Below are 20,447 nucleotides of genomic sequence, written 5' to 3'. Positions count from 1 at the left end.
GCGTTCGGGAGCGGATGCATTGACTTGTCTCCAACTCGTCTGCTCTCAAGGGAAGTTCACCCGTGGGAGCTCCGCTGAGCTGGAGGAACACGGTGCTGACAGAAACGCTGGAGTTACTGGCCGCCACGGGTGGTACGGCCTTGGTGAGCGCTGCCGCGACCGATGCGTGGCAGACGACCCGCTCCGGCTTCACCCGCCTCCTGGGCCGCGGGAACCCACAGGCCGAACAGACCGCGGCCGGCCGCCTCGACCGCCTCGCCGCGCAGCTGGGCCGGGCCGCCAACCCGCAGGAGCAGGGGGCCGTACGACGTGCACTCGAAGCCGAGTGGTGCGGCCGGCTGAAGGACCTCCTGGAGGAGCAGCCCGAGATGGCGGCGGAGCTCGGCGAGCTGATCGCCCGCATCCAGGGCGAGCTGCCGGCGGCGCAGCAGACGTACGTACAGAACAACACGGCGTACGGGGGCGGCATCCAGAACATCACCCAGGGCGGCGACATCATCGTCGGTGACCCCGCCCGGCGGCAGCGGTGACCGAGCCGGACCAGCCGGGCGGGCCCGTCCGCCAGGACAACGCCGCCCACGACGGTGGGACCCAGAACATCACCCACGGCGGCAACGTCATCAACAACAACTACTCCAAGGGGCACCGGGTGCAGTCCTCGGCCCGGGTCGCCGGCGAATCCGCCAGCGATACGGAAGTCGGGGACGCCAAGCTCGGCCTCGGGTGGGCGTTCGAGATCAACACGGACGGCACGGTCACGAAGGCCCCCTGAGACGGCTCAGCCCAGAGTCTCCCCGCGGATGAATGCCGTCAGGCCGAGGACGATCGGCGGGGCCAGCCACCACAGGCCCATCGTGCGGCGGACGCCCGGGATGATGGTGATGAGCAGGCCCAGTGCGCTCAGGGACATCGAGATCAGGCACATCGCGCCGACGCCCGCGTACCCCTGGTCGTCCCACTCGCCCTGTGGCCCGGCGTACAGGGCCGCGAACACGGCGACGGCATTCAGGACGTGGATGATCCCGAGGGGGACGCCCAGGACCCACTGGAGGCAGCCCCGGTCTTCGGGCAGGTCGATGCTCTCGCGCCCGCTCCCGTACGTCATTGCATGGCCTTCTTCACGTTGCCGAGGTTGTTCCGGAAATCATCGCCGTAGTCCTGCGCCTTCTTCGACTCCCAGTACGGGCCGCCGTTGTAGCGGGCGGCGATCTCCTGCATCTGGGCCTCGGTCAGCTGGTCCGCCGGGACGTTCGCGTAGCCGGTCTCCTCCTTGATCTGCGCCAGGAAGCCGGCGGCTATGAAGGCGTTCTGCTTCGGGTCCTGGAGCGCGGACTTCACCACGTTGCGCTGCTGGTCCGTGAGGTTCTCGGGGTCGTACCCGAGCACCTCCGCGCCGCGTCGTAGCTGGACCGCGATCGGGCCGAAGGAGGTCTCGTCCGGCTTGCCGCCCGCGCGGTCCGGCAGGTTCTCGGCCGTGACCGGGCTCAGGCCCCACGGGGCGTCCGCCGCCTGGCGGAAGAAGTCCACGCCGTCGTCGAAGATCCCCGGCTGTCCGCCGACCTCCTTCCAGGCGATGCCGGCGACCATCTCCTCCGGCAGCCCCGCCCGCTGCGCGGCCGCGCGCAGGATCTCCTTGTTGTTGCGGATCCACTCCGCCCGCCCCTCGTCCGACTGCGGCGGGTCCCAGTAGTTGTCGTCCGCCTCCGGCAGCCCCGCCACCCGCATCCGGATGTCGCGCAGCTCGGGGGAGACCGGCTCGTTCCCGAACGGGCCGGTCATCTCCTTCTTCGGGCCGCTGCCCGGCAGGTGCGTCAGGGGGTTGGTACGGGCCTCCGCCGCCTCGCGGCGGATGTCGGCCATCGCCGCGTAGACGTCGACCCCGCCGCCCGCACCGCCCTTGACCTTGAACTCGGGCAGCAGCTCGTACGCCTGCTTCAGCGCGTGCACGCACACGCTGCGCGCCTCCTGCTCGGCCGTCTTGGCCTGGTGGAAGCTGCCGCCCGCGTCGTCGTGGAGCCGGTTCGCCTCCTCGCGGATGTCGTCCACGTCCATGGTCAGCTCGGCGAAGAAGTCCATGACCCCGGTCGTCGCCCGCATGTCCTCCCACTGGCACATCGGCTCCGCCTCCTGCGCCGTGCGCGTGATCGCCGTGCCCTTCGTGGCGATGAGTGCCGCGAGCTTGCGCTCGGTGCGCTTGCCGTTCGAGTAGTGCGACTTGGCGGTCGTCAGGGCCGCCGCGTACGCGTGCAGCGCGCTTGCGGCCTTGTCGTATCCCTCGGCCATGTGGAGCACGAGCTGCCGGGCCTCCGACAGGCGGTCGGTGTACGTGTGGCTGCCGTCGCTCTGCCATTGCGTACCGGTCTCCGCGCGCCGCGCGGGCTCCTCGGCCTGGACCAGCAGCTCGCGCAGCCGCTTGAACTCGGCGGCGTTGCGCTCCACCAGCGCCGGGTTGCACTCCTCCAGGAACTCGACGTCCTTGCGGTGGCTCAGGCTCACTTGGACTCCGGCTTCACGTACTGGCCGCCGTCGAGGATGCCGTTCAGGAAGTTGCGGGCCGTTCCGTCGTCGACCTGGGCGAAGTTGGTGCCGGTGGTCTTGAGCTTGGTGGCGAGGGCGGCGAACAGGTTGATCGTGTCCTTGAACTGGTCGTCGGCGAAGCGGGCGAAGCGCAGCGCCTGCGCCGAGACGTCCGCGTGGGCCCGGGGGGCGCGGGCCATGGTGCTCGCGTCGCCGTCGGGCCGGCCTTCGTGGAGGAGCGCGGCGATCTCGATCAGCAGGTTGGCGTTGCCGTTGATGGACTGCGCCCCGGCGACGAGGCTCCCGGCCGGGCTGCCCGGGGTGCTCGCGTCGGCGGGCACGTGGTTGAGGCGCATGGCGGGCGACTGCTGCGCGAGTACGGCGGCCTTGTGCTGAGCCCATTCCGCGTCGAACGACATGAGTCCCCTGGGTAGTTGATAACCGGACATGACCAGAATTGATTGATCATGTTCATCTGGGACGCGGAATGAGGGCGTACGGTTCCAAGCGGCGGAAGCGGCGGACCGTTGCCCCGGCCGTGACGCCCGGGGCAACGGCTGCCCCTGCTCAGGCAGGCTGCTCCGGCGCAGAAGCCTTGATCACCGCGAAGGTGCCGCCCTGCGGGTCGGCGAGGACCGCCATCCGCCCGGCCGCCATGTCGAACGCCGGAGCCATGACGCTGCCGCCGGCCCGCTCCGCGGCCGCCTGGATGCTGTCGACGTCGTCGACGTGGAAGTACGGCAGCCAGTGCGGCGGAACCCCGGCCGGCAGGGCGGAGAGGTCCATCATCCCGCCGACCGCCCGCCCGCCGACCTTGAATTCGATGTACCCCTCGGCGCCCGGCATCTCCGTCGCGGCCGTGGTGAGCGGCAGCACGGCCGAGTAGAACGCGGCGGCGGCCTTGGTGTCGCCGGTGTTGAGCTCGTTCCAGATCAGCGCGCCGTGCTCGTTGACGATGCCGGCCCCGGCGAAGGTGCCGTACTGCCAGAGGCCGACCGCGGCACCGGTCGGGTCGGTGATGACGGCCATCCGCCCGAGGTCCATGACGTCCATCGGCCCCATCATCACCGAGCCGCCCGCGTCGGTGACCGACTTGAGGGTGGCGTCGATGCTGTCGGTGGCCAGGTACGTGGTCCACACGGTCGGCGGCATCGGGTCCGGCGCCGTCCCGTCGGGGTTCATCGCCTTCATGATCCCGGCCACCGGCCTGCCCTTGAGGGTGCAGACGGAGTACCCGCCGGTCTCCGCCGGGCCGATCTCCCCCTGCCAGCCGAAGAGGTCGCGGTAGAAGTCGAGGGCGGCCTGCTGGTCGGGGACCATCAGGTCGATCCAGCAGGGGGTACCGGCCTGGTAGGGGCCGTTCATTGCGGGCACGGATGCCTCCGGGGTTGCCGATGAGAGTTGGACGGGCCCTCCCTACCCCGCCCGTGCACTCCGAATCGGGCCATACGGATGAATGTGCGAGCGCTCACCTATAGTCGGTCGCTGTTGATCAACTGGGTTTGTATGGGGGCGTGGTGACGGTACGGGAGATACGCGCGGCAGCGCAGATGATCGGGCGGCGCAACGCGCTGCGCTACCTGGCGATCGGAGTCGGCGCCTCGCTGGTCGCGGCGTGCGGCGGCAAGGACAAGACCCCGGCCTCCGGGGGCGCGGCCGCATCGTCCGCGGCTCCGGCCTCGGCGTCGGCTTCGGCCTCGGCCCAGGCGTCGGGACCGGCCGGTGGCGGGGCGGCATCCTCCGCGGCCCCGACGCCGGCGGTGACCGCCTCCAGCGTGGTGACCAGGGCCTTCGACGCCTTCATCAAGGGCGACTGGCACCTCGAGTCGACCACGCCGAACGGCGAGACCGTGAAGGGCACCGCCACCGTGAACGCGGACGGCGGCGGGAACTCCGGCTGGACCATCACCTGGACCAGTGGTCCCGAGCCGATCACCTGGCACGGAGGCTGGCTGCACCGCGGCGGCCACCTGGTCCTCGACGTGTACGAGGCACCCAAGGGCGTCAGCCGGCTGACGGGCGGCGAGGCCCTCACCGTCCCCAACGAGGTCGGAGACGACGTCTCCCTCACCTTCCCCTGGAAGCCGCCGGGCCACAAAGACACGAGCGACGGCCAGGTGCTGAAGGTGACGTACAAGAACAACGTGCTGCGGATCGTCCACAGCGAGGGCGGGCACAGCGAGTCGGTGCACGTCTGCACCCGCGCCTAGGGTCGTCGTCAGATACCGGACGCGTGGGCCACGAACCCGGCCCACGCGTCGGGCCCGACCGTCAGGTGGGCACGCTGGAGGTCCTTGGAGTCCCGGACCAGAACCGCACCGGGGGTGTTGGCCACCTCGATGCAGTCGTTGATGTCGCTGCTGTCGCTGTAGCTGCTCTTGAACCAGGCGACCTCGACACAGTCGTTGCCGTCGCTGCTGCTGCTGTAGCTGCTCTTGAACCAGTCCAGCTCGGGGTGGTGGATCATGTTTCTCCCAGCAGTTCCTCGATGAAGGCCCTCGACTCTCGGGGCGTGAGCGCCTGAGCTCGGATGATGCCATAGCGCAGCTCAAGGATCTGAAGCTGTTTGGGATCAGAGACCGGGCGTCCGTGGAACGCCCCTTCCGCTCGGCCGACCGCCGAACCATCGCCGAACTTCAGTAGCTCGATCAGCCCTAGCATTCCGGCGTGGTCCTCGCGGAGGGTCGGCATCACCTGGAACTCGATGTTCGGCAACTCGATCACTTCCAAGAGGTGTTCGAGCTGTCGGCGCAACACCATTGTGCCTCCGATCGGACGGCGAAGCGTGACCTCTTCCTGGACGAAGCTGAGGGCGGGAGCGGGTGACCTCTCGAAGATCGACTGCCGTGCCATGCGACCCGACACCATCCGCTCCATCTCGTTCGGCGCGTAGGTCGGTCGCCATGTGCGAAAGAGGGCTCGTGTGTACTCCTCGGTCTGCAGCAGGCCATAGATGTTGTGGTTGTTGTACGTGCCGATCTCGACGGCCTTGGCCTCCCTGTTCTTCAGGTCACGGACCTTCTTGGGGTAGCGGACCTGCTCCAGGTCGGCCTTCATCGCCGAGATCTTTCCCCTCGCGTCCAAGACCTCATCAGCCCTGTCGAGGTACTCGGGGCGGGGGATCCGCTTGCCCGCCTCGACCTTGCGTACCAGGTCCTCCCCGTACTGGATGGCGGCCCCGAACTCGGCGGCCCGCATACCCGCCGACTCGCGCCAGGTCTTGAGCTGGCGGGCCAGCGCGGCGAGTACCGCCACGCCCTGTTCGTCCTCCGGGTCTACGTCCCAGCCGGGTTCTTCCGTACCGTCACTGTTGTCCACGCTCATTGCGCGCCCACTTCCGACGAGCCGATGTCCTCAGCGCCCCGTACCCGTCGGGTCGGTCCGGACAGCCGCGACAGCACTGGACAAGCGCCGGACAAACGCGGGACGTACGGGCGGTGTTGGTTCCCACGGTACGCACGGACGGCCACGCTGAGTGACGTGATTCCTCAACTCGTCGACTTTCACGTCCAGCTGTCCGCGACCCCGCGCGGCGCTCGACTCGGGCGCGTGCTCGCCATCGAACAACTCCGGGCCTGGGGGCTGCCCTTGGAGGTGCCGGGGCGGATCATCGCCGAGCTCTCCGCCAGCGCGATCACCCACGGGCGGGTGCCCGGGCGGGACTTCAAACTCGCCCTCACCGTCACCCCCGAAACGCTGCTGATCGAGGTGGCGGACACTCGGGGCGACCGGATCCCGCAGATCCACGACGCGGGGCGGGGGCTCGTACTGGTCGAAGCGCTCGCGGAGCGTTGGGGCGTACGGGAAGGGCCGGTTCCCTGCAAGGTGGTGTGGGCGGAAGTGTCGCTCGCCGCCGTGTCGCGGGGCGCTGAGATCCGGCGTGCCCGGACATAAAAGAGCCAAAGAACCGAGTTAAAGAACCAACCGACCCAACCCCACCGGCCCCGTCGCTCGGTCGGGTGAACTGTGCCAACTGGGCTGGATTTCGGGCCGGTTGGCGGGCATATGCTCGCCCCGACAACCGCAGACATGAGACGGCCCCCGGCGGGACTGGCATCCCGGTCGAGGGCCTGACCAAGCAGGAAGACACAACCTTCCCCATGGCTCCCCAGCACCCTAGCGCGCCCTCGCGCGCATCGTCCCGAGTTCAGCCCGGGACCCCCCGATCCGGTGTCATCCACGTCAACACGTGGCATGCCAGTCGCTACACCGTGGTCGGCAACCACCTCCTCCAGCACCGCGAGCTGTCGGCGACGGCGATCGGGGTCGCGGCGTACATCCAGTCGCTGCCCGACGGCGCCCCGGTCGGCATCAGGGCGCTGACCGAACGGTTCACGGAGGGCGAGATCAGGATCAGCGCCGCCCTGCGGGAGCTGGAGCGGCACGGCTACCTGGAACGGCGGCGCGAGCGGCTGGACACCGGGCAGGTGGTGACCCGTACGTACTCGTACAACAAGCCGCTGACCAGCGGCGACGAACCCCCTCCGCCCCCTCCGCCGCCGGACCGGGCGCCCGTACCGGAGCCGGAGCCGGAGCCGGAGGAGGCCCCGGAGCCGGAGCCTGCGCCCTCGCCCCCGCGGCAGCAGCTGCACCCCGGTGCGGCGGACCTGCTCGCCGGGCTACGGCGCCACGACCCGCGCCTGCTGCTGGCCGAGCGCGACGTGCAGCGACTCGCGCCCAAGGTCTCGGCGTGGCTGGAGCGCGGGGCGGACCCCGAGGCCGTGGGGCTGGCCCTGACCGGGAACCTTCCCGAGCCGATGCGCAGCCCCGCGTCCGTACTCGCGTACCGGCTCGAGGCGCTGCTCCCGCCGCGCCTGCCGGCGGCCCCGGCGGCGCGGCCGGTCAGACGGCCGGACCCGTTCCAGACCTGCGACGGCTGCGACCGCGCCTTCCGCGCCCCGCACCCGGGCCGCTGCCGCGACTGCCCTCCACCCGAGGCGCGCGAGGCCGCCTGAGCCGGGCCCGGGCGGGGCGACCGCCGTGCGTCGGCCAACAGCGGGCCGACGCACGGGGAGGTGCTCCTGCGTTACATCGTGTAGTAGCCGGCGACGTCGGCGATGAGGTCGACGGATCCTGCGTTGTTGTAGAAGCTGACCTTTCCGTTCACGACGGGGACGACCACGAGGTTCGGGATCGTCTGCCCGGCGGTGAAGTTGAGGTTCGAGGCGCTGGTGCGGGTCGTCCCGTTCGGGTAGACGGAGACGTAACTGCCGGTGGTGGGATCGGTGGCCGTGACGTTCAGGACGACGGCCGTCACCCCCGCCGCCGGGATTCCCGCGGTGCCCGTGGCCTGCAGGGTCACTGTTCCGCCTTGGCCCACCTTCGCCTTCGGTACGCCGAGTCCCTCGCGGGTGTCCATGAGCCGCGTGGGGGTGATCGGCTTGTACGTGGAGCCGGTGCCGTCGGTCGTGTAGTAGCCGGCGATGTCGGCGATGAGGTCGACGGCGCCTGCGTTGTTGTAGAAGCTGACCTTTCCGTTGACGACGGGGACGATGACCAGGTTCGGGATCGTCTGGCCCGCGGTGACGTTCAGGTTGGAGGCGCTGGTGCGGGTCGTGCCGTTGGGGTAGACGGAGACGTAGCTGGCGTCGGTGGGGTCGGTGGCCGTGACGTTCAGGACGACGGCCGTCACCCCTGCGGCGGGGAGTCCGGCGGCGCCTGTGACTTGCAGGGTTGCGGTGCCGCCCTGGCCGACCTTCGCCTTGGGGACGCCGAGTCCGCTGCGGGTGTCCATGAGTCGGGTGGGTGTGATCGGCTTGTAGGTGGAGCCGGTGCCGTCGGTCGTGTAGTAGCCGGCGATGTCGGCGATGAGGTCGACGGCGCCTGCGTTGTTGTAGAAGCTGACCTTTCCGTTGACGACGGGGACGATGACGAGGTTCGGGATCGTCTGGCCCGCGGTGACGTTCAGGTTGGAGGCGCTGGTGCGGGTCGTGCCGTCGGGGTAGACGGAGACGTAGCTGGCATCGGTGGGGTCGGTCGCCGTGACGTTCAGGACGACGGCCGTCACCCCCGCCGCCGGGATCCCCGCGGTGCCCGTGACCTGCAGGGTCGCGGTGCCTCCCTGGCCGACCTTCGCCTTGGGGACGCCCAGTCCACTACGGGTGTCCATGAGCCGGGTGGGCGTGATCGGCTTGTAGGTACCCAGGCCGGAGACCGGGGGCGCCGTCACCGTCAGCGTGCCGCGCGCGTACTCGCTGCCGAGCGCGACGACGCTGATGTTCCAGTTGCCTGCGGGAGCCGTACGCAGGTCCACGCTTGCCTTCAGCGTCCGGCCGTCGTCGGAGACCGAGACGGTCGTCGCCGTCAGCGGCGCCGGGCCGCCGGTCAGCCGGACGGTGGTGCCCATGCCCAGCGCGGTGCCCTGCACGGTGAGGGTGGCGACCGTACCGCTCTGCGCAGTGCCCGGCGTGACCGTCCCGACCGACACGTCCTCCGAGCCGCAGGGCGCGTTGGTGCAGACGAGATTCGCGCGGTAGGCCGAATGGTCGGCCCAGTTCTGCAGCGAGAGGACGAACAGGCCCTGGTCGGTGCCCTGGCAGTCGTACGTGGACGAGTTGGACGAGTTGCCCGTGCAGAGGTTGCGCGCCGCGTTGTCGTAGAGCGCGGGCTCCGGGCCGGGGGACCCGTCCGTGGCGGTGGAAGTGATGTCGGCCCTGAACCGGTCGCCCGAGACGCTCGGCAGGACAGCGCACACGCCGGTGTGCTGCTCGGAGAGCGTGCCGGTCAGCGGGCCGTACCCGTACGCGACCGATCCGACCCGGGTGCACTCGGGCGCGGGCCCGGCGGCCGTGGCGATCCGCCAGGCGTCGAGACGGTAGCCAGCGGGCAGGTGGTAGCCCTCCGGGACCTGGGTGACCACCTGGTAGCCGGTGGAGCCCGTGGGGGTGCACGCCGAGGTCCGCTGGTGGCAGGCGATGCCGCCGTTGTTGTCCATGACCAGCACGTTCGTGCCGTCGTGGGCGTCCCGGGGGTTGATGTACAGCCGGTCCGTGGCGGCGGCCGTGGTGATCCGGTGGCAGCGCAACGTACCGACCTTGCCGGACGTTCCGGTCGTGGCCGGGGCGCCGATCGCCGTCGCGGCGGACACGGTGCAGCCCCGGGCCGTGGCCGTGACGTCCCGGCGGTCCAGGGTGTGGCTGCGCGGGGCGTCCTGGCCCCGCAGGAGCACGGTGTACGCCTTGCCGGCGGTGAAGGAGCAGCTGGTGAGGCCGTCCGTCCGCAGCTGCTGGCCCGGGGCGGGGTGGTCGTAGCACGAGGGCGGCCCGTTGCCGTCGGTGTCGACCACGCTGAGCTCGTAACGCGGGAACAGGTCCGTGTCGTCCGGTACGCCGTAGCGGATGCGGAGGAGCTCGGAGGTGGAGTGCGCATCGGCCGGGATGGTCAGGCAGTGCGAGAAGACGCCGTCGCCGGTCTCCAGCCGCACGGCCGCCGCGTCGTCGGCGAAGCTCCCGGCGGGCAGGACCTGGCAGCCGTTCTGGGTCAGGTCCGTACGGACGAAGTGGACGCCGTACGGTCCGGTTTCGGTGGTGTCGTCGGCGTGCACCAGCGCACGGAACGGTGCCGTTCCGGTGAGGGCGCAGCCGCCCCGGTCGAGCTCCCCGGCGGTGCACTGGGCGGTGCCGTTCTTGTCGACCACCTCGACCTGGACGGGCACACCCGCGCCGCCGAGCGAGGTGAGGGCGGCGATCCGGGCGCCCTGGGGGCTCGGCAGTTCCAGGCAGTGCGTCTGCCCGGCGGTGGCGAACGTCCCTGCGTAGCGCCCCTCGGCGACGGCGACGCAGTCCTGAGCGACCGGCGCGGCATGCGCGGCGCTCAGCGGCAGGAGAAGTGCGGCGAGGACGGCGAACAGGCACGTCAGCGCGGTGGAAACCGGACGTCTTACGGCCGCCGATGGCGATGGCATGAGCGTTGGCATGAACCCCCCAGGGTGGTGTGCGACGAGTGATCGTCGCACAGCCGTGCGAGGTCGAGGCGTGGTGGGGACCGGCCTCGTGCACGCCCTTCAGCCGGCGTCGCGCAGCTCGGTCCAGGCGGCGCGCAGGACGCCGACCTCGCGGTCGACGTCGTAGTACATGTCGTTGAGGTGGAGGAGCGTCAGGCGTCGGCCGCCGGCCCGGTGGGCGTACGTGACCACGGTCGGCACCAGTCCTTCGCCGAGGGACGCGCCGCCGACGGGCCGGGCCTCGATGTCCTGGATCTCGGACCAGGCCAGCCGGCGCGTCCGCAGGGGCCCCTTGACCTTGAGGCCGGTGCGGTCCGCCGAGGTCCCGGACCGCGGGACGGTGACGACGATCCCCGCGACGAACAGCGCCACCGCGCTCGACAGCAGCTTCGCCCAGTAGGGGATGAGCTCCTCGGTCCACGCCTCCACCAACCACCCGAGGGTCATGAGCCCCAGGACGGTCAGGGCAACGGCTGCCTTCCGCCCCCCGGCCCGGTACTCGCGCGGCAGATCCTGTGCCCCCATACCCACCCCTCCCACAGGCGGCCCACTGTAGATGCCGACAGCAACTGCCGTTGCCCCGGGGGCTGTTCGGAATTCCGGGGTCGCGAAGCGGCTGTTGCTGGTGGTGCGGGTGGTGTGGAGGTGTCGGGTGGGTTCGGGTCGGGGTGGGCGGAGGGGTGGTCAGCTGGGGTGGAGGTGCATAGATTACCGGCGGTAACCCCCGAGTCGAGCCGAGGAGGGCGCCGTGGAAGCCGTGGGAGCCGAACCCAAGCTGGTACCGCCCGTGCTGACCGTCGTCGACGGGGTGGTGCGGCAGGTGGAGGTGCCCGCGCTGGCCGGCGTGCCGGGGAGCGGGTCGCTCGGGGACATCCCGTTCCAGAACGCCCGCGAGGCCCCCGGCGAGGTCGTGCTCGCCCGCAAGGAGCGGGACGGGAGCTGGCGGGACGTCACCGCCGCCGAGTTCGCGGCCGAGGTCATGGCCGTCGCCAAGGGGCTGATCGCCGAGGGGCTGCGCGAGGGCGACCGGCTCGCGATCATGGCCCGGACCACCTACGAGTGGACCCTGCTGGACTTCGCCGGATGGGCCGCAGGGCTGGTCACCGTACCCATCTACCCGACCTCCTCCGCGCTCCAGGCCCGCTGGATCATCCAGGACTCCGGCGCCGTGGCCTGCGCCGTCGAGGACACCGCGCAGGCCCGCATCGTCAGCGCCGAGCGGGCCCACCTGCCCTGGCTGGCGCACCTGTGGGAGTTCGACACCGGCGCGCTGGCACGGCTGGTCAAGGCCGGCGAGGATCTGCCCGACGCGGTCGTGCACGCGCGCCGGTCCGTCCGTACGCCGGACTCCGTGGCCACGCTCATCTACACGTCCGGCACCACCGGGCAGCCCAAGGGCTGCGTGATCACGCACGCCAACTTCTTCGCAGAGGCGGACAACGCGGTCGAGCTGCTGCATCCCGTCTTCAAGTCGGTCAGCACGGACCCGGCCTCCACGCTGCTCTTCCTGCCGCTCTCGCACGTGTTCGGGCGGATGGTGGCCGTCGGCTGCATGCGGGCGCGGGTGAAGCTCGGGCATGCGCCGAGCATCCAGACCGAGGACCTGCTCGCCGATCTCGCGGGCTTCCGGCCGACGTTCCTGCTGGCCATCCCGTACGTGCTGGAGAAGGTCTACAACACCGCGCGGGCCACGGCCGAACGGATGGGCCGGGCCTCGTCGTTCGACCGGGCGGCGCGGATCGCGCAGCGGTACGGGGAGATCGTCGAGGGCCGGACCCCGGGGGTGAGCCTGCGGGCGGCGCGGGCGCTGTACGACCCGCTCGTCTACCGGCGGATCCGGGCGGCGCTGGGCGGGCGCGTGCGGTACATCCTGAGCGGCGGCTCGCCGCTCGGGCGGCGGCTCGCGGCGTTCTACACCGGAGCCGGGATCGAGGTCTTCGAGGGGTACGGGCTCACGGAGACGACCGGGGCCAGCACCGTCACGCCGCCGCTGAGGCCGAGGCTCGGGACGGTCGGGTGGCCGCTGCCGGGCACGGCGGTGCGGATCGCGGACGACGGTGAGGTGCTGCTGTGGGGCCGGCACGTGTTCGCGGGGTACTGGAACACCGCCGCTCACGGGGGCGTGGGGGCCGGGGGCTGGCTCGCCACCGGGGACATCGGGGAGCTGGACGGGGAGGGGTACCTGACGATCACCGGGCGGAAGAAGGACCTGATCATCACGTCCGGCGGCAAGAACGTGGCCCCGGCCCCGCTCGAGGACTGGCTGCGGGCGCACCCGCTGGTCGGCCAGTGCATGGTGATCGGCGACAACCGGCCGTACGTCGTGGCGCTCATCACGCTGGAGCCCGACGGGCTGGCGCACTGGCGGCAGATGCGGAAGAAGACGGGCGTGCCGACCAGGGAGCTGGTACGGGACGAGGAACTGCGGGCGGACATCCAGCGGGCGGTGGACGAGGCGAACCGGCTGGTGTCGCGGGCGGAGTCGATCCGGCGGTTCACGGTGCTGGTGGGGGAGTTCACGGAGGCTCGGGGGCAGTTGACGCCGTCGCTGAAGCTGAAGCGGGGGGTCATCGCCCGGGACCACGAGCGGGAGATCGAGGACCTGTACCGCAGGGCCTGACCCTGCCGGTCCCGTGCCGGGTGCGGCTTGCCGAGGCCGAGGGCGGGGGCGGGGGTGGGGGTGGGGTGCCGCTGCTTCTCCCCGCCCCGCCCTTTCGCCGTTTCCCGGGCTCTGCCCGGACCCGTTCCGGGGGCGGAGGCTACTCGGTGATGGCGGTCAGGCCGGCCTCGGCGATCTTCACATCGTCCGACCAGTGGCCGCCGGAGACGCCGATTCCGCCGACGAGCTGGCCGGCCACGACGATCGGGAGACCGCCGCCGAAGGTGACCAGGCGGTCGATACCGGTCCGGGCGCCCGCCGACAGCTGCGCGTCGTTCTGGACGAACTCGTGCCAGTCGGTGGTGCTCAGGCCGAAGGCGGCCGCCGTGTAGGCCTTGTCCTGGGCGATCTGGATGGTCATCAGGCCCGAGCCGTCCATCCGGGCGAACGCGCTGAGGTGGCCGGACTCGTCGACCACCGCGATGGCGAACCGCAGCTCCGTCTCCCGGGCCGCGGCGAGGGCGGCGTCGACGATGGCGCGTGCGAGGTCGTTGCTGAGGGCGGGGCGGGTGCGGACGGCAGTCATGTCGAGCTCCTTGCAGAGGTGGCCGCGGATTGTTCGTATGCATGCAGCTAACAGCATGCGAATAGCTGTACGCAAGCTGCCTGTCATCTCGGCGGGAACTGGTGACCGTCTCCTACACTCGGCGCATGCATTACTCCGAGCGACTGTTGGTCTTCATCAAGCAGGCCGAGCGCGTGACCCAGGCCGCGAAGGAGGCCGCCGTGCGCGAGGCGGGGATCACCGCTGCGCAGCAGGGCGCGCTCGCCGTGCTCAGCGACAACCCCGGGATCAACGCCGCCGAGCTCGCGCGCAAGCTCTCGGTGACTCCGCAGACGATGAACAGCCTGCTCGGCCGGCTGGAGGCGCGCGGCCTGGTCGCCCGTACCCCGCACCCGATCCACGGCACGCTGATCGAGATCCGGATGACCGAGCGCGGCACGGAGGTGTTCGCCCAGGCCGACGCGCTGGTGGCGAAGCTCGACGCCCGGCTCGCCGAGGGGCTGTCCGAGGACGAGTCGGCCGCCGTACGGGATCTGCTCACCCGGATCATCCGGAACGCCGAGACCCCAGGCCTCTGAGTCCCGGGGCCTGGGCTCTGGGGCCTGGGGTCTCGGCGTTCCCGGTCCGTCCGTCAGCAGTTCGGGTGGGTCGGGCGGTCCGCGAAGCGGTCCGCCAGCCAGTTGCCCGCCGCCACGGAGTGGGTGATCACACCGCTGACGTGCTCCCCGACCCAGATCGTGTCCCACTCCACGTTCGCGCCCTTCGTGCACCACTCGGAGCGCAGCTGCCGCCCGACGGCGTACGGGATGAGCTCGTCGCCGAGCGCGTGGTACTGGAGCACCGGTGCGGCCGGGGCCGTCCGCCCGAGCCTGCTCTGGTTCAACCGGGCCTGCCAGTCCGGCTGTTCGAGGGGGTTGCGGGTCGTCAGGTCGGAGATCCGCTTGAAGGAGCCGGCGATGGCGTCGATCGCCACGCAGCTCTCCTTCATGCCGGCGACCAGGGTCTTGCCCGCCGGGTTGAGGTACGAGTCGAGCCGGAGCTCGGGGAACGCCGCGTCCTGACCGGCCGCCGCCATGAAGATGAGGCCGGAGCCGTACGAGCCGTTGTTGAACTCGGCCACCTTCATCAGGTCGGCCGGGACCCCGCCGGTCGCCGTGCCCTTCACCTTCAGCTCGGGCGCGTACGAACCCTGCAGCTCGGCGGCCCAGCTGCCGGCCTGGCCGCCCTGGGAGTAGCCCATGATGCCGACCGGGGTGCCGGCCCCCAGGCCCGCCTCCGGGAGGCGCTCGGCGGCGCGCGCCGCATCGAGCACGGCGCGGCCGGCCGAGGGGCCGACGGTGTAGGTGTGGACCCCCGGGGTGCCGAGGCCCTCGTAGTCGGTGACGACCACGGCCCAGCCGCGCAGCGTGAGCTGCTGGATCAGGTTGGCCTCCATGGCTGTGCCGTACGGGAGGTTGTTGCTCGGCGCGCAGGAGTCGCCCATGCCGACGGTGCCGACGGCGTACGTGACGAGCGGGCGCGGGCCCGTCCGGCCGTCCTGCGGGACGATCACGGTGCCGGAGACGGTGTTCGGGGCGCCGTCGGCGGTGGTGGAGCGGTAGCGGATCTTCCACGCCTTGGTGTCGGTCGGCTGGCCGGGCAGCGGATGGAAGGCCGAGGCGGCGACGTCGACGATGTCGCCGGGCCGGCCGGCTGCGGCTGCGGCTCCGGCTTCGGATGCGGTGGCCGTGGCCGCGGCGGGGATCCCGGTGGCCGAGAAGGCCAGCGCGGCCAAGGCCGTGGCGACGGCGGTCCTGCGGGTGGGGGTTCGCAAACGCATGGGCGGCTCTCCCAACGAAACGTCTCGTGCGGGGGCAGGTGAGGAGAAGGTAGTGACCGACCGGTCGGCACGTCGCTGACCGCGCAGCTCACCTTTCCTGACCCCGGATCGCACACGCCCGTTCGGCCCCGTCCGGCCCCGTCCGGCCCCTTCCCGCCCCCGTACGGCGGAGAAGGTGCGCCGGAAACGACCAGATCGACGGCGGGGGCGGCGACGACACCCTCTTCGGCGACAACTCCAACTTCGACGGGGACGCGACCGCCGGCACGGCAGGCGGCCGGGACCGGCTCCGCAGCCAGGCCGGCGACGACTCGATCTTCGCCGGCCCCGCCGACGACTTCCTCGACGGCGGAGCGGACACCGACTTCTGCGACGGGGAGGCGGGCACCGCCGACGCGGCCGTCAACTGCGAGACGACCGCCGGCATCCCGTAGGCGGCCGGCGCAGGCCGTTCACTGCCAACCACCGGACGCGATCCGGTACGCGCCCGGCGTCGTCCCCGTCCAGCGGCGGAACGCGCGGTGGAAGGCGGTGTCCTCCGAGAAGCCCAGCCGGGCCGCCAGTTCCGCGATCGGCTCCCCGCTCTCCGCCAGCCCCGCTATCGCCGCGTCCCGCCGCACATGGTCCTTCAGCTGCTGGAACGAGGTCCCCTCCTGCCGCAGCCGGCGCCGCAGCGTCGCCGGGGACACCGCCAGCCGCGCCGCCACCTCCCCCAGCGCCGGCAGCCGCGGAGAGCTGCGCAACTGCCGTGTCAGGGCCCGGCGGACCTGCTCCGCGACCGTCGTCCCGTACTCCGGCCGCGACAGCAGGTCGAAGGGCGCCCGGCGCAGCATCGCGTCCAGCGCGGCCTCGTCCCGTACGAGCGGTGCGGCCAGCCAGTGCGCGTCGAAGGCCGCGCCCGTACGGTCCGCCCCGAAGCGGACCGGACAGTCGAAGAGGATCGCGTACTCGGCCTCGTGCGGCGGCGGAGGGTACGCGAACGCGGCGTACGCGAGCGGGATGCGCCGCCCGATCAGCCAACTGCTCAACCGGTGCCAGATGGCGAGCACGCACTCGGTCAGGAAGCGCTCCTCGTCCCGCGCGAAATCGTTGTGCACGGTGAACCGCGCCTCGCCGCCGCTCACTTCGAGGGCCAGCTCGGGGCCGCCCGGGAAGAGGCCGTAGAACGTCGCGGCCCGCTCCACGGCCGCGCCGAGGTCCCGGCAGCCGAGCGAGGCGCAGCACATCATCGCGAACGTGCCCGGGCGGCTCGGCACCGCGGACAGCCCCAGGAACTCGTCCTGCGTCGTCCGGTACAACGCCCGGAACAGCCGGGCGAACTGCGCCGGCGTGATCCGCGCCCGGTCGTCGCCGAGCAGCAGCGGCGGGATCTGCGCCTCCTGGAGCAGCGGCACGGTGTCGATGCCGCTGCGCGCCGCCCCCGCGAGCACGGCGCGCACATGGTGCACGGTGATCGTCCGCCTTCCCATGGGTCCGACGGTAGCCCCGATGAGCGCTGGGGTCAGCGGGGGTGACGCTTCCGGTCATGTCGCGGGGCATGCGGGCCTGCCTAGCGTCTTTTCGTGCGTACGTACCTCGGACGTACCCCCAGGGAGGCGAGGGCGATGGACGCTGTGCGACCGGAGACGCTGGCGGTGTTCACGGAGTGGACGGGGGAGCGGTACGGCGGCGAGACCGCCCTGCGGTTCAGACGGGACGGGGGCTGGACGACCGTCACGTACGCCGAACTGCGCGCCCGCGTCCGGCAGACCGGGCGGGCGCTGCTCGGGCTGGGGGTCGCGCCGGGGGAGCGGGTGGCGGTCCTGGCCGAGACCCGGCCGGCGTGGACGTACACCCACTTCGGGATCCTGGCGGCGGGCGCCGTCCTCGTACCGGTGTACCCGACGGCGGGGGACCAGGAGCTGGCCTGGGTCCTGGCGGACTCGGAGGCGGTGCTCGTGGTCTGCGACGACGCGGCGCAGGCGGACCGGGTGGAGGCGCTGCGGGCGAAGCTGCCGGCGCTGCGCGCGGCCGTACGGATGGACGCGCTGACGGGGCTGTCGGGGCTGTCGGAGCTGCAGGAGTTGCCGGGGTTGCGGGGGATCGAACCCGCCCCGGAGGCGGAACTCCTGGAGCGGGCCCGGCGGGTGGCCCCGGGCGCCGACGCGTCGATCGTCTACACCTCGGGGACGACGGGCCTGCCGAAGGGCTGCCGCCTCACGCACGGCAACCTGGGCGCCATCCAGGACGCGACGCTCCCGCTGACCCGCGGCGGACCGGGCGACTCCACGTACCTGTACCTGCCGCTGGCGCACCTGCTGGCACAGCTGATCCAGTTCACGACGCTGCTGCAGGGCGGTGAGCTGTGCTACTTCGGCGGCCGGATCGAGGACGTGCTGTCCGAGCTCGCCGAGGCGCGGCCCACCCATCTCCCGTCCGTACCGCGCCTGTTCGAGAAGGTCCACTCGGTGGTGCTGTCCCTGGCGGAGTCCCGGGAGGGCGGTGCCGAGCGCTTCCGGGAGGCGGTGCGGCTCGGGGTGCTGGCGGCGGAGGGCCGGCTGCCCGAGTCCGCGCGGGCGGCGTACGAGGAGGCGGAGAGGAACCTGTACTCCCTGGTCAGGGGCGCCTTCGGGGGCCGGCTGAACTGGGCGCTGACCGGGGGAGCGCCGATCGCCCCGGCGACCCTGGACCTCCTGCGGGCCTGCGGGATCGCGGTCTACGAGGGCTACGGAATGACCGAGTCCGGCGGGGTGATCAGCCTGAACCACCCGGCGGCCGTCCGCCACGGCACGGTGGGCCGGCCGATCGCGGGCTGCGAGGTCCGCATCGCGGCGGACGGCGAGGTGCTGGCCCGGGGGCCGATGGTCTTCCCGGGCTACCACGCGAACCCGGCCGCGACGGCGCAGGCGCTGGACGCGCAGGGCTGGCTGCACACCGGGGACCTGGGGGAGCTGGACGCCGACGGGTTCCTGTCGATCACGGGCCGCAAGAAGGAGCTGATCATCACCTCCTCGGGGAAGAACATCACCCCGACGGAGGTCGAGTTCGCCGTCCAGCGCTCCCGGTACGTGTCGCGGGCGGTCCTGATCGGCGACCACCGGCCCCACCCGGTCGCCCTGATCACCCTGGACGCGGAGGAGATCGCGGCGTGGGCGCGGCAGGAGGGCGCCGAGGCCGTCGGGGCCGTCGGGGCCGTCGAGGGCATCGGCGGCCTCGACGGCCTCGCCCTGGACCTGCCCGCCGCGGCCGCCCACCCGGCGGTCCGCGCCCTGGTCGAGGAGGCGGTGACGGCGGCCAACGCCACGGTCTCCCGGCCTGCCCGCATCCGCGCCTTCCACGTCCTGCCCGAGGACTTCACCATCGAGGCGGGCACGTTGACCCCGACCCTGAAACTCCGCCGCACGGCGGTGGCGGAGCGGTACGCGGCGCAGATCGACGCGCTGTACGGGGACGGGCCCGACCGCCGCGACCCAGGGCGGGCTGGCTGAGGGGGACTGGCTGAGGGAGGAATGTCGGAGGGGCCCGCTACCGTGCCGCCATGGCGAACTACGTACTGGTGGCAGGTGCATGGCTCGGCTCGTGGGCGTGGGAGGAGGTGGCCGCGCAGCTGCGCGCGGCGGGGCACGACGCCCACCCGCTGACGCTGTCCGGCCTGGCCGAGCGGCAGGGCGTACCGGCCGGACAGCAGACGCACGTCAGGGACATCGTGGCGGAGGTCGAGCGCCTCGACCTCCGCGAGGTGGTCCTGGTCGGCCACAGCTACGCGGGCATCCCGGTCGGGCAGGCGGCCGAGCGGATCGGCGACCGGCTGGCCCGGGTGGTGTTCGTGGACGCCAACGTCCCGGTGGACGGCGGGTCGTTCGTATCGGGCTGGCCGGACGGCCGGGCGATGGTCGAGGCCGCGATCACCGCCCACGACGGCTTCTGGCCGCCGCTGACCGCGGCCGACTGCGCGGGCCAGGGCCTGGACGCGGAGCAGATCGCCCGCATAGTGGCGGGCGCGACCCCGCACCCCGGCGCCACGCTGACGGAACCGGCGGAGCTCGCGGCCCCGCTGTCCGAGCTCCCGGCGGTGTACGTGAAGTGCCTGCTGGACGGCGAGGACCCGGGCCCGGAGGTGGCCGCGCTCCTGAAGGGCGAGCGGTGGAGCCTGGTACGGATGCCGACGGGCCACTGGCCGATGTTCTCGCAGCCGGCGGAACTGGCACAGGTGCTGCTGGGGGTGGCGGTCGGGGCTTCAGTCGCGGGCGTACGAGCCTAGGCCGGCCAGGCAGTACACGTACTGGTTGATGGTGACCCCGCCCCGGCTGTAGCGGTACGAGAACGCGTACTGGGTCTTCGGATTGCTGTTGCAGCGGTCCAGCTCCGACGTCAGCGGGATGCTCTCGATCACCTTGTAGTGCGCGTCGGACGCCGAGCAGGAGACCTCCTCCACACCGCTGACCTTCGTCGGGGTCGTGGAGTCGGGAAGGGTCCCGTTGAGGCAGGTGCCCCGGTCGAACGGGCTGGGGGCCGGCTCCTCGGAGGGCGAGGCGAGCGGATCGCTCGAGCCGTTCACCGGGGGCGGGGCCGGGGCCGGCGACCAGGAGCTGTACGAGGGCGTGGGCCGCGGGGCGGCGGTGCCGCCCTTGTCGTCGTCCCCGCTGTTCAGCAGGATCGCGCCGATGACGATGGCGACGACGATTCCGAGTGCCACGAGGCACCCCCGCGAGCTCGAGGCGGGTGTGGGTGTGGGTCCGGGCGTGGGTGCGGGGCCGGGTGCGGGCCCCGGGGCGACCCGGATGCGCAGCAGCACCTCGTCCTCGCCGAGCCGGGCCCGCACGAGATCGCCGTTCCGGGAGGGCGGAATCCTGAGCCGGGCCGCGCCGGTCGCGAGCGTCACGGTCAGAATCACACCGTGGGCGGCCTGCTGCGGGGTGATGGTGATCGGGATCTCCTGAGACTCCACCGGCTGCTCCACGGGTAGGGGGCGGCTGTCTGATGAACCCTCATGAAGTGTGGGGGACATGCGCGTTGGGACGCAGTC

22 protein-coding genes are annotated in these 20,447 nt (G+C 71.8%); 10 read left to right on the top strand and 12 right to left on the bottom strand.

The window, feature by feature from the left end; translation table 11 throughout:
- Positions 1-92: 92 nt before the first annotated feature.
- Positions 93-530, top strand: a complete 438-nt coding sequence (locus OG299_RS17600; protein WP_327361961.1) for a hypothetical protein — start codon at positions 93-95, stop codon at positions 528-530.
- A complete protein-coding gene (locus OG299_RS17595) occupies positions 527-772 on the top strand; it encodes a hypothetical protein (protein WP_327361960.1) in 246 nt (81 codons plus the stop codon). The genes OG299_RS17600 and OG299_RS17595 overlap by 4 nt, the downstream gene beginning before the upstream one ends.
- A 6-nt stretch (positions 773-778) precedes the next feature.
- Here OG299_RS17595 and OG299_RS17590 read toward each other — a convergent pair whose 3' ends face one another.
- The 4 genes from OG299_RS17590 to OG299_RS17575 all read right to left on the bottom strand — a co-directional run bounded on the left by OG299_RS17590 (position 779) and on the right by OG299_RS17575 (position 3,882).
- On the bottom strand, positions 779-1,105 hold the full coding sequence (locus tag OG299_RS17590; RefSeq protein ID WP_327361959.1) for a hypothetical protein: 327 nt from the start codon (positions 1,103-1,105) through the stop codon (positions 779-781).
- Positions 1,102-2,496, bottom strand: coding sequence for a hypothetical protein (locus tag OG299_RS17585; protein ID WP_266626660.1), 1,395 nt, complete (start codon positions 2,494-2,496; stop codon positions 1,102-1,104). The genes OG299_RS17590 and OG299_RS17585 overlap by 4 nt, the downstream gene beginning before the upstream one ends.
- Positions 2,493-2,936 carry a hypothetical protein gene (locus tag OG299_RS17580; RefSeq protein ID WP_266626658.1) on the bottom strand — a complete coding sequence of 148 codons (444 nt, stop codon included), beginning with the start codon at positions 2,934-2,936 and terminating at the stop codon, positions 2,493-2,495. The genes OG299_RS17585 and OG299_RS17580 overlap by 4 nt, the downstream gene beginning before the upstream one ends.
- A 148-nt stretch (positions 2,937-3,084) precedes the next feature.
- On the bottom strand, positions 3,085-3,882 hold the full coding sequence (locus tag OG299_RS17575; protein WP_327364541.1) for a VOC family protein: 798 nt from the start codon (positions 3,880-3,882) through the stop codon (positions 3,085-3,087).
- A gap of 149 nt (positions 3,883-4,031) precedes the next feature.
- On the opposite strand from OG299_RS17575, the gene OG299_RS17570 reads away from it, so the two are divergent.
- A complete protein-coding gene (locus OG299_RS17570) occupies positions 4,032-4,727 on the top strand; it encodes a hypothetical protein (protein ID WP_327361958.1) in 696 nt (231 codons plus the stop codon).
- Between the two features lie 8 nt (positions 4,728-4,735).
- Here OG299_RS17570 and OG299_RS17565 read toward each other — a convergent pair whose 3' ends face one another.
- Both OG299_RS17565 and OG299_RS17560 read right to left on the bottom strand, forming a co-directional pair.
- A complete protein-coding gene (locus OG299_RS17565) occupies positions 4,736-4,984 on the bottom strand; it encodes a DUF397 domain-containing protein (protein ID WP_327361957.1) in 249 nt (82 codons plus the stop codon).
- A complete protein-coding gene (locus tag OG299_RS17560) occupies positions 4,981-5,841 on the bottom strand; it encodes a helix-turn-helix domain-containing protein (RefSeq protein ID WP_327361956.1) in 861 nt (286 codons plus the stop codon). The genes OG299_RS17565 and OG299_RS17560 overlap by 4 nt, the downstream gene beginning before the upstream one ends.
- A gap of 156 nt (positions 5,842-5,997) precedes the next feature.
- On the opposite strand from OG299_RS17560, the gene OG299_RS17555 reads away from it, so the two are divergent.
- Both OG299_RS17555 and OG299_RS17550 read left to right on the top strand, forming a co-directional pair.
- On the top strand, positions 5,998-6,411 hold the full coding sequence (locus tag OG299_RS17555; RefSeq protein WP_327361954.1) for an ATP-binding protein: 414 nt from the start codon (positions 5,998-6,000) through the stop codon (positions 6,409-6,411).
- Between the two features lie 317 nt (positions 6,412-6,728).
- Entirely contained in the window at positions 6,729-7,472 is a 744-nt protein-coding gene (locus OG299_RS17550) for a helix-turn-helix domain-containing protein (RefSeq protein ID WP_323179035.1), read from the top strand.
- 71 nt (positions 7,473-7,543) lie between these two features.
- Here OG299_RS17550 and OG299_RS17545 read toward each other — a convergent pair whose 3' ends face one another.
- Complete coding sequence (locus OG299_RS17545) at positions 7,544-10,420, bottom strand: hypothetical protein (RefSeq protein WP_327361953.1); 2,877 nt, start codon at positions 10,418-10,420, stop codon at positions 7,544-7,546.
- 99 nt (positions 10,421-10,519) lie between these two features.
- Positions 10,520-10,984 (bottom strand): PH domain-containing protein, encoded by a 465-nt coding sequence (locus OG299_RS17540; protein WP_327361952.1) that lies wholly within the window; start codon positions 10,982-10,984, stop codon positions 10,520-10,522.
- A 223-nt stretch (positions 10,985-11,207) separates the two neighbouring features.
- On the opposite strand from OG299_RS17540, the gene OG299_RS17535 reads away from it, so the two are divergent.
- A complete protein-coding gene (locus OG299_RS17535) occupies positions 11,208-13,079 on the top strand; it encodes an AMP-dependent synthetase/ligase (protein ID WP_327361951.1) in 1,872 nt (623 codons plus the stop codon).
- A gap of 139 nt (positions 13,080-13,218) precedes the next feature.
- Here OG299_RS17535 and OG299_RS17530 read toward each other — a convergent pair whose 3' ends face one another.
- Positions 13,219-13,644 (bottom strand): GlcG/HbpS family heme-binding protein, encoded by a 426-nt coding sequence (locus OG299_RS17530; RefSeq protein ID WP_266626634.1) that lies wholly within the window; start codon positions 13,642-13,644, stop codon positions 13,219-13,221.
- 125 nt (positions 13,645-13,769) lie between these two features.
- On the opposite strand from OG299_RS17530, the gene OG299_RS17525 reads away from it, so the two are divergent.
- A complete protein-coding gene (locus OG299_RS17525; protein ID WP_266626632.1) occupies positions 13,770-14,201 on the top strand; it encodes a MarR family winged helix-turn-helix transcriptional regulator in 432 nt (143 codons plus the stop codon).
- 53 nt (positions 14,202-14,254) lie between these two features.
- Here the strand turns inward: OG299_RS17525 and OG299_RS17520 are convergent, their stop codons facing one another.
- Positions 14,255-15,442 carry a lipase family protein gene (locus OG299_RS17520; RefSeq protein WP_327361950.1) on the bottom strand — a complete coding sequence of 396 codons (1,188 nt, stop codon included), beginning with the start codon at positions 15,440-15,442 and terminating at the stop codon, positions 14,255-14,257.
- A gap of 107 nt (positions 15,443-15,549) precedes the next feature.
- Here OG299_RS17520 and OG299_RS42755 point away from each other — a divergent pair, with 107 nt between their 5' ends.
- Positions 15,550-15,876 (top strand): hypothetical protein, encoded by a 327-nt coding sequence (locus OG299_RS42755; RefSeq protein WP_442817593.1) that lies wholly within the window; start codon positions 15,550-15,552, stop codon positions 15,874-15,876.
- An 18-nt stretch (positions 15,877-15,894) separates the two neighbouring features.
- Here OG299_RS42755 and OG299_RS17515 read toward each other — a convergent pair whose 3' ends face one another.
- Positions 15,895-16,911 carry an AraC family transcriptional regulator gene (locus tag OG299_RS17515; RefSeq protein ID WP_327361949.1) on the bottom strand — a complete coding sequence of 339 codons (1,017 nt, stop codon included), beginning with the start codon at positions 16,909-16,911 and terminating at the stop codon, positions 15,895-15,897.
- Positions 16,912-17,046: 135 nt separating this feature from the next.
- On the opposite strand from OG299_RS17515, the gene OG299_RS17510 reads away from it, so the two are divergent.
- Together OG299_RS17510 and OG299_RS17505 are read left to right on the top strand one after the other, a co-directional pair.
- A complete protein-coding gene (locus OG299_RS17510) occupies positions 17,047-18,909 on the top strand; it encodes an AMP-dependent synthetase/ligase (RefSeq protein WP_327361948.1) in 1,863 nt (620 codons plus the stop codon).
- Positions 18,910-18,959: 50 nt separating this feature from the next.
- A complete protein-coding gene (locus tag OG299_RS17505) occupies positions 18,960-19,682 on the top strand; it encodes an alpha/beta fold hydrolase (protein WP_266626626.1) in 723 nt (240 codons plus the stop codon).
- Here OG299_RS17505 and OG299_RS17500 read toward each other — a convergent pair.
- Positions 19,659-20,369: an LppU/SCO3897 family protein gene (locus OG299_RS17500; protein ID WP_327361947.1), complete on the bottom strand. Its 711-nt coding sequence runs from the start codon at positions 20,367-20,369 to the stop codon at positions 19,659-19,661. The genes OG299_RS17505 and OG299_RS17500 overlap by 24 nt on opposite strands.
- Between the last annotated feature and the right edge of the window lie 78 nt (positions 20,370-20,447).

The sequence above is a fragment of the Streptomyces sp. NBC_01296 genome (assembly GCF_035984415.1).
Taxonomy (GTDB): domain Bacteria; phylum Actinomycetota; class Actinomycetes; order Streptomycetales; family Streptomycetaceae; genus Streptomyces.
Note: the sequence above shows the minus strand (reverse complement) of the source record. Positions and strands in the feature narration are given on the sequence as shown.

What these genes read in the sequence shown, in the direction of transcription:
- OG299_RS17590 (WP_327361959.1), bottom strand. Translation starts at nt 1,105, where the DNA reads ATGACGTACGGGAGCGGGCGCGAGAGCATCGACCTGCCCGAAGACCGG.
- OG299_RS17580 (WP_266626658.1), bottom strand. Translation starts at nt 2,936, where the DNA reads ATGTCGTTCGACGCGGAATGGGCTCAGCACAAGGCCGCCGTACTCGCG.
- OG299_RS17575 (WP_327364541.1), bottom strand. Translation starts at nt 3,882, where the DNA reads ATGAACGGCCCCTACCAGGCCGGTACCCCCTGCTGGATCGACCTGATG.
- OG299_RS17565 (WP_327361957.1), bottom strand. Translation starts at nt 4,984, where the DNA reads ATGATCCACCACCCCGAGCTGGACTGGTTCAAGAGCAGCTACAGCAGC.
- OG299_RS17560 (WP_327361956.1), bottom strand. Translation starts at nt 5,841, where the DNA reads ATGAGCGTGGACAACAGTGACGGTACGGAAGAACCCGGCTGGGACGTA.
- OG299_RS17545 (WP_327361953.1), bottom strand. Translation starts at nt 10,420, where the DNA reads ATGCCATCGCCATCGGCGGCCGTAAGACGTCCGGTTTCCACCGCGCTG.
- OG299_RS17540 (WP_327361952.1), bottom strand. Translation starts at nt 10,984, where the DNA reads ATGGGGGCACAGGATCTGCCGCGCGAGTACCGGGCCGGGGGGCGGAAG.
- OG299_RS17530 (WP_266626634.1), bottom strand. Translation starts at nt 13,644, where the DNA reads ATGACTGCCGTCCGCACCCGCCCCGCCCTCAGCAACGACCTCGCACGC.
- OG299_RS17525 (WP_266626632.1), top strand. Translation starts at nt 13,770, where the DNA reads ATGCATTACTCCGAGCGACTGTTGGTCTTCATCAAGCAGGCCGAGCGC.
- OG299_RS17520 (WP_327361950.1), bottom strand. Translation starts at nt 15,442, where the DNA reads ATGCGTTTGCGAACCCCCACCCGCAGGACCGCCGTCGCCACGGCCTTG.
- OG299_RS17515 (WP_327361949.1), bottom strand. Translation starts at nt 16,911, where the DNA reads ATGGGAAGGCGGACGATCACCGTGCACCATGTGCGCGCCGTGCTCGCG.
- OG299_RS17510 (WP_327361948.1), top strand. Translation starts at nt 17,047, where the DNA reads ATGGACGCTGTGCGACCGGAGACGCTGGCGGTGTTCACGGAGTGGACG.
- OG299_RS17505 (WP_266626626.1), top strand. Translation starts at nt 18,960, where the DNA reads ATGGCGAACTACGTACTGGTGGCAGGTGCATGGCTCGGCTCGTGGGCG.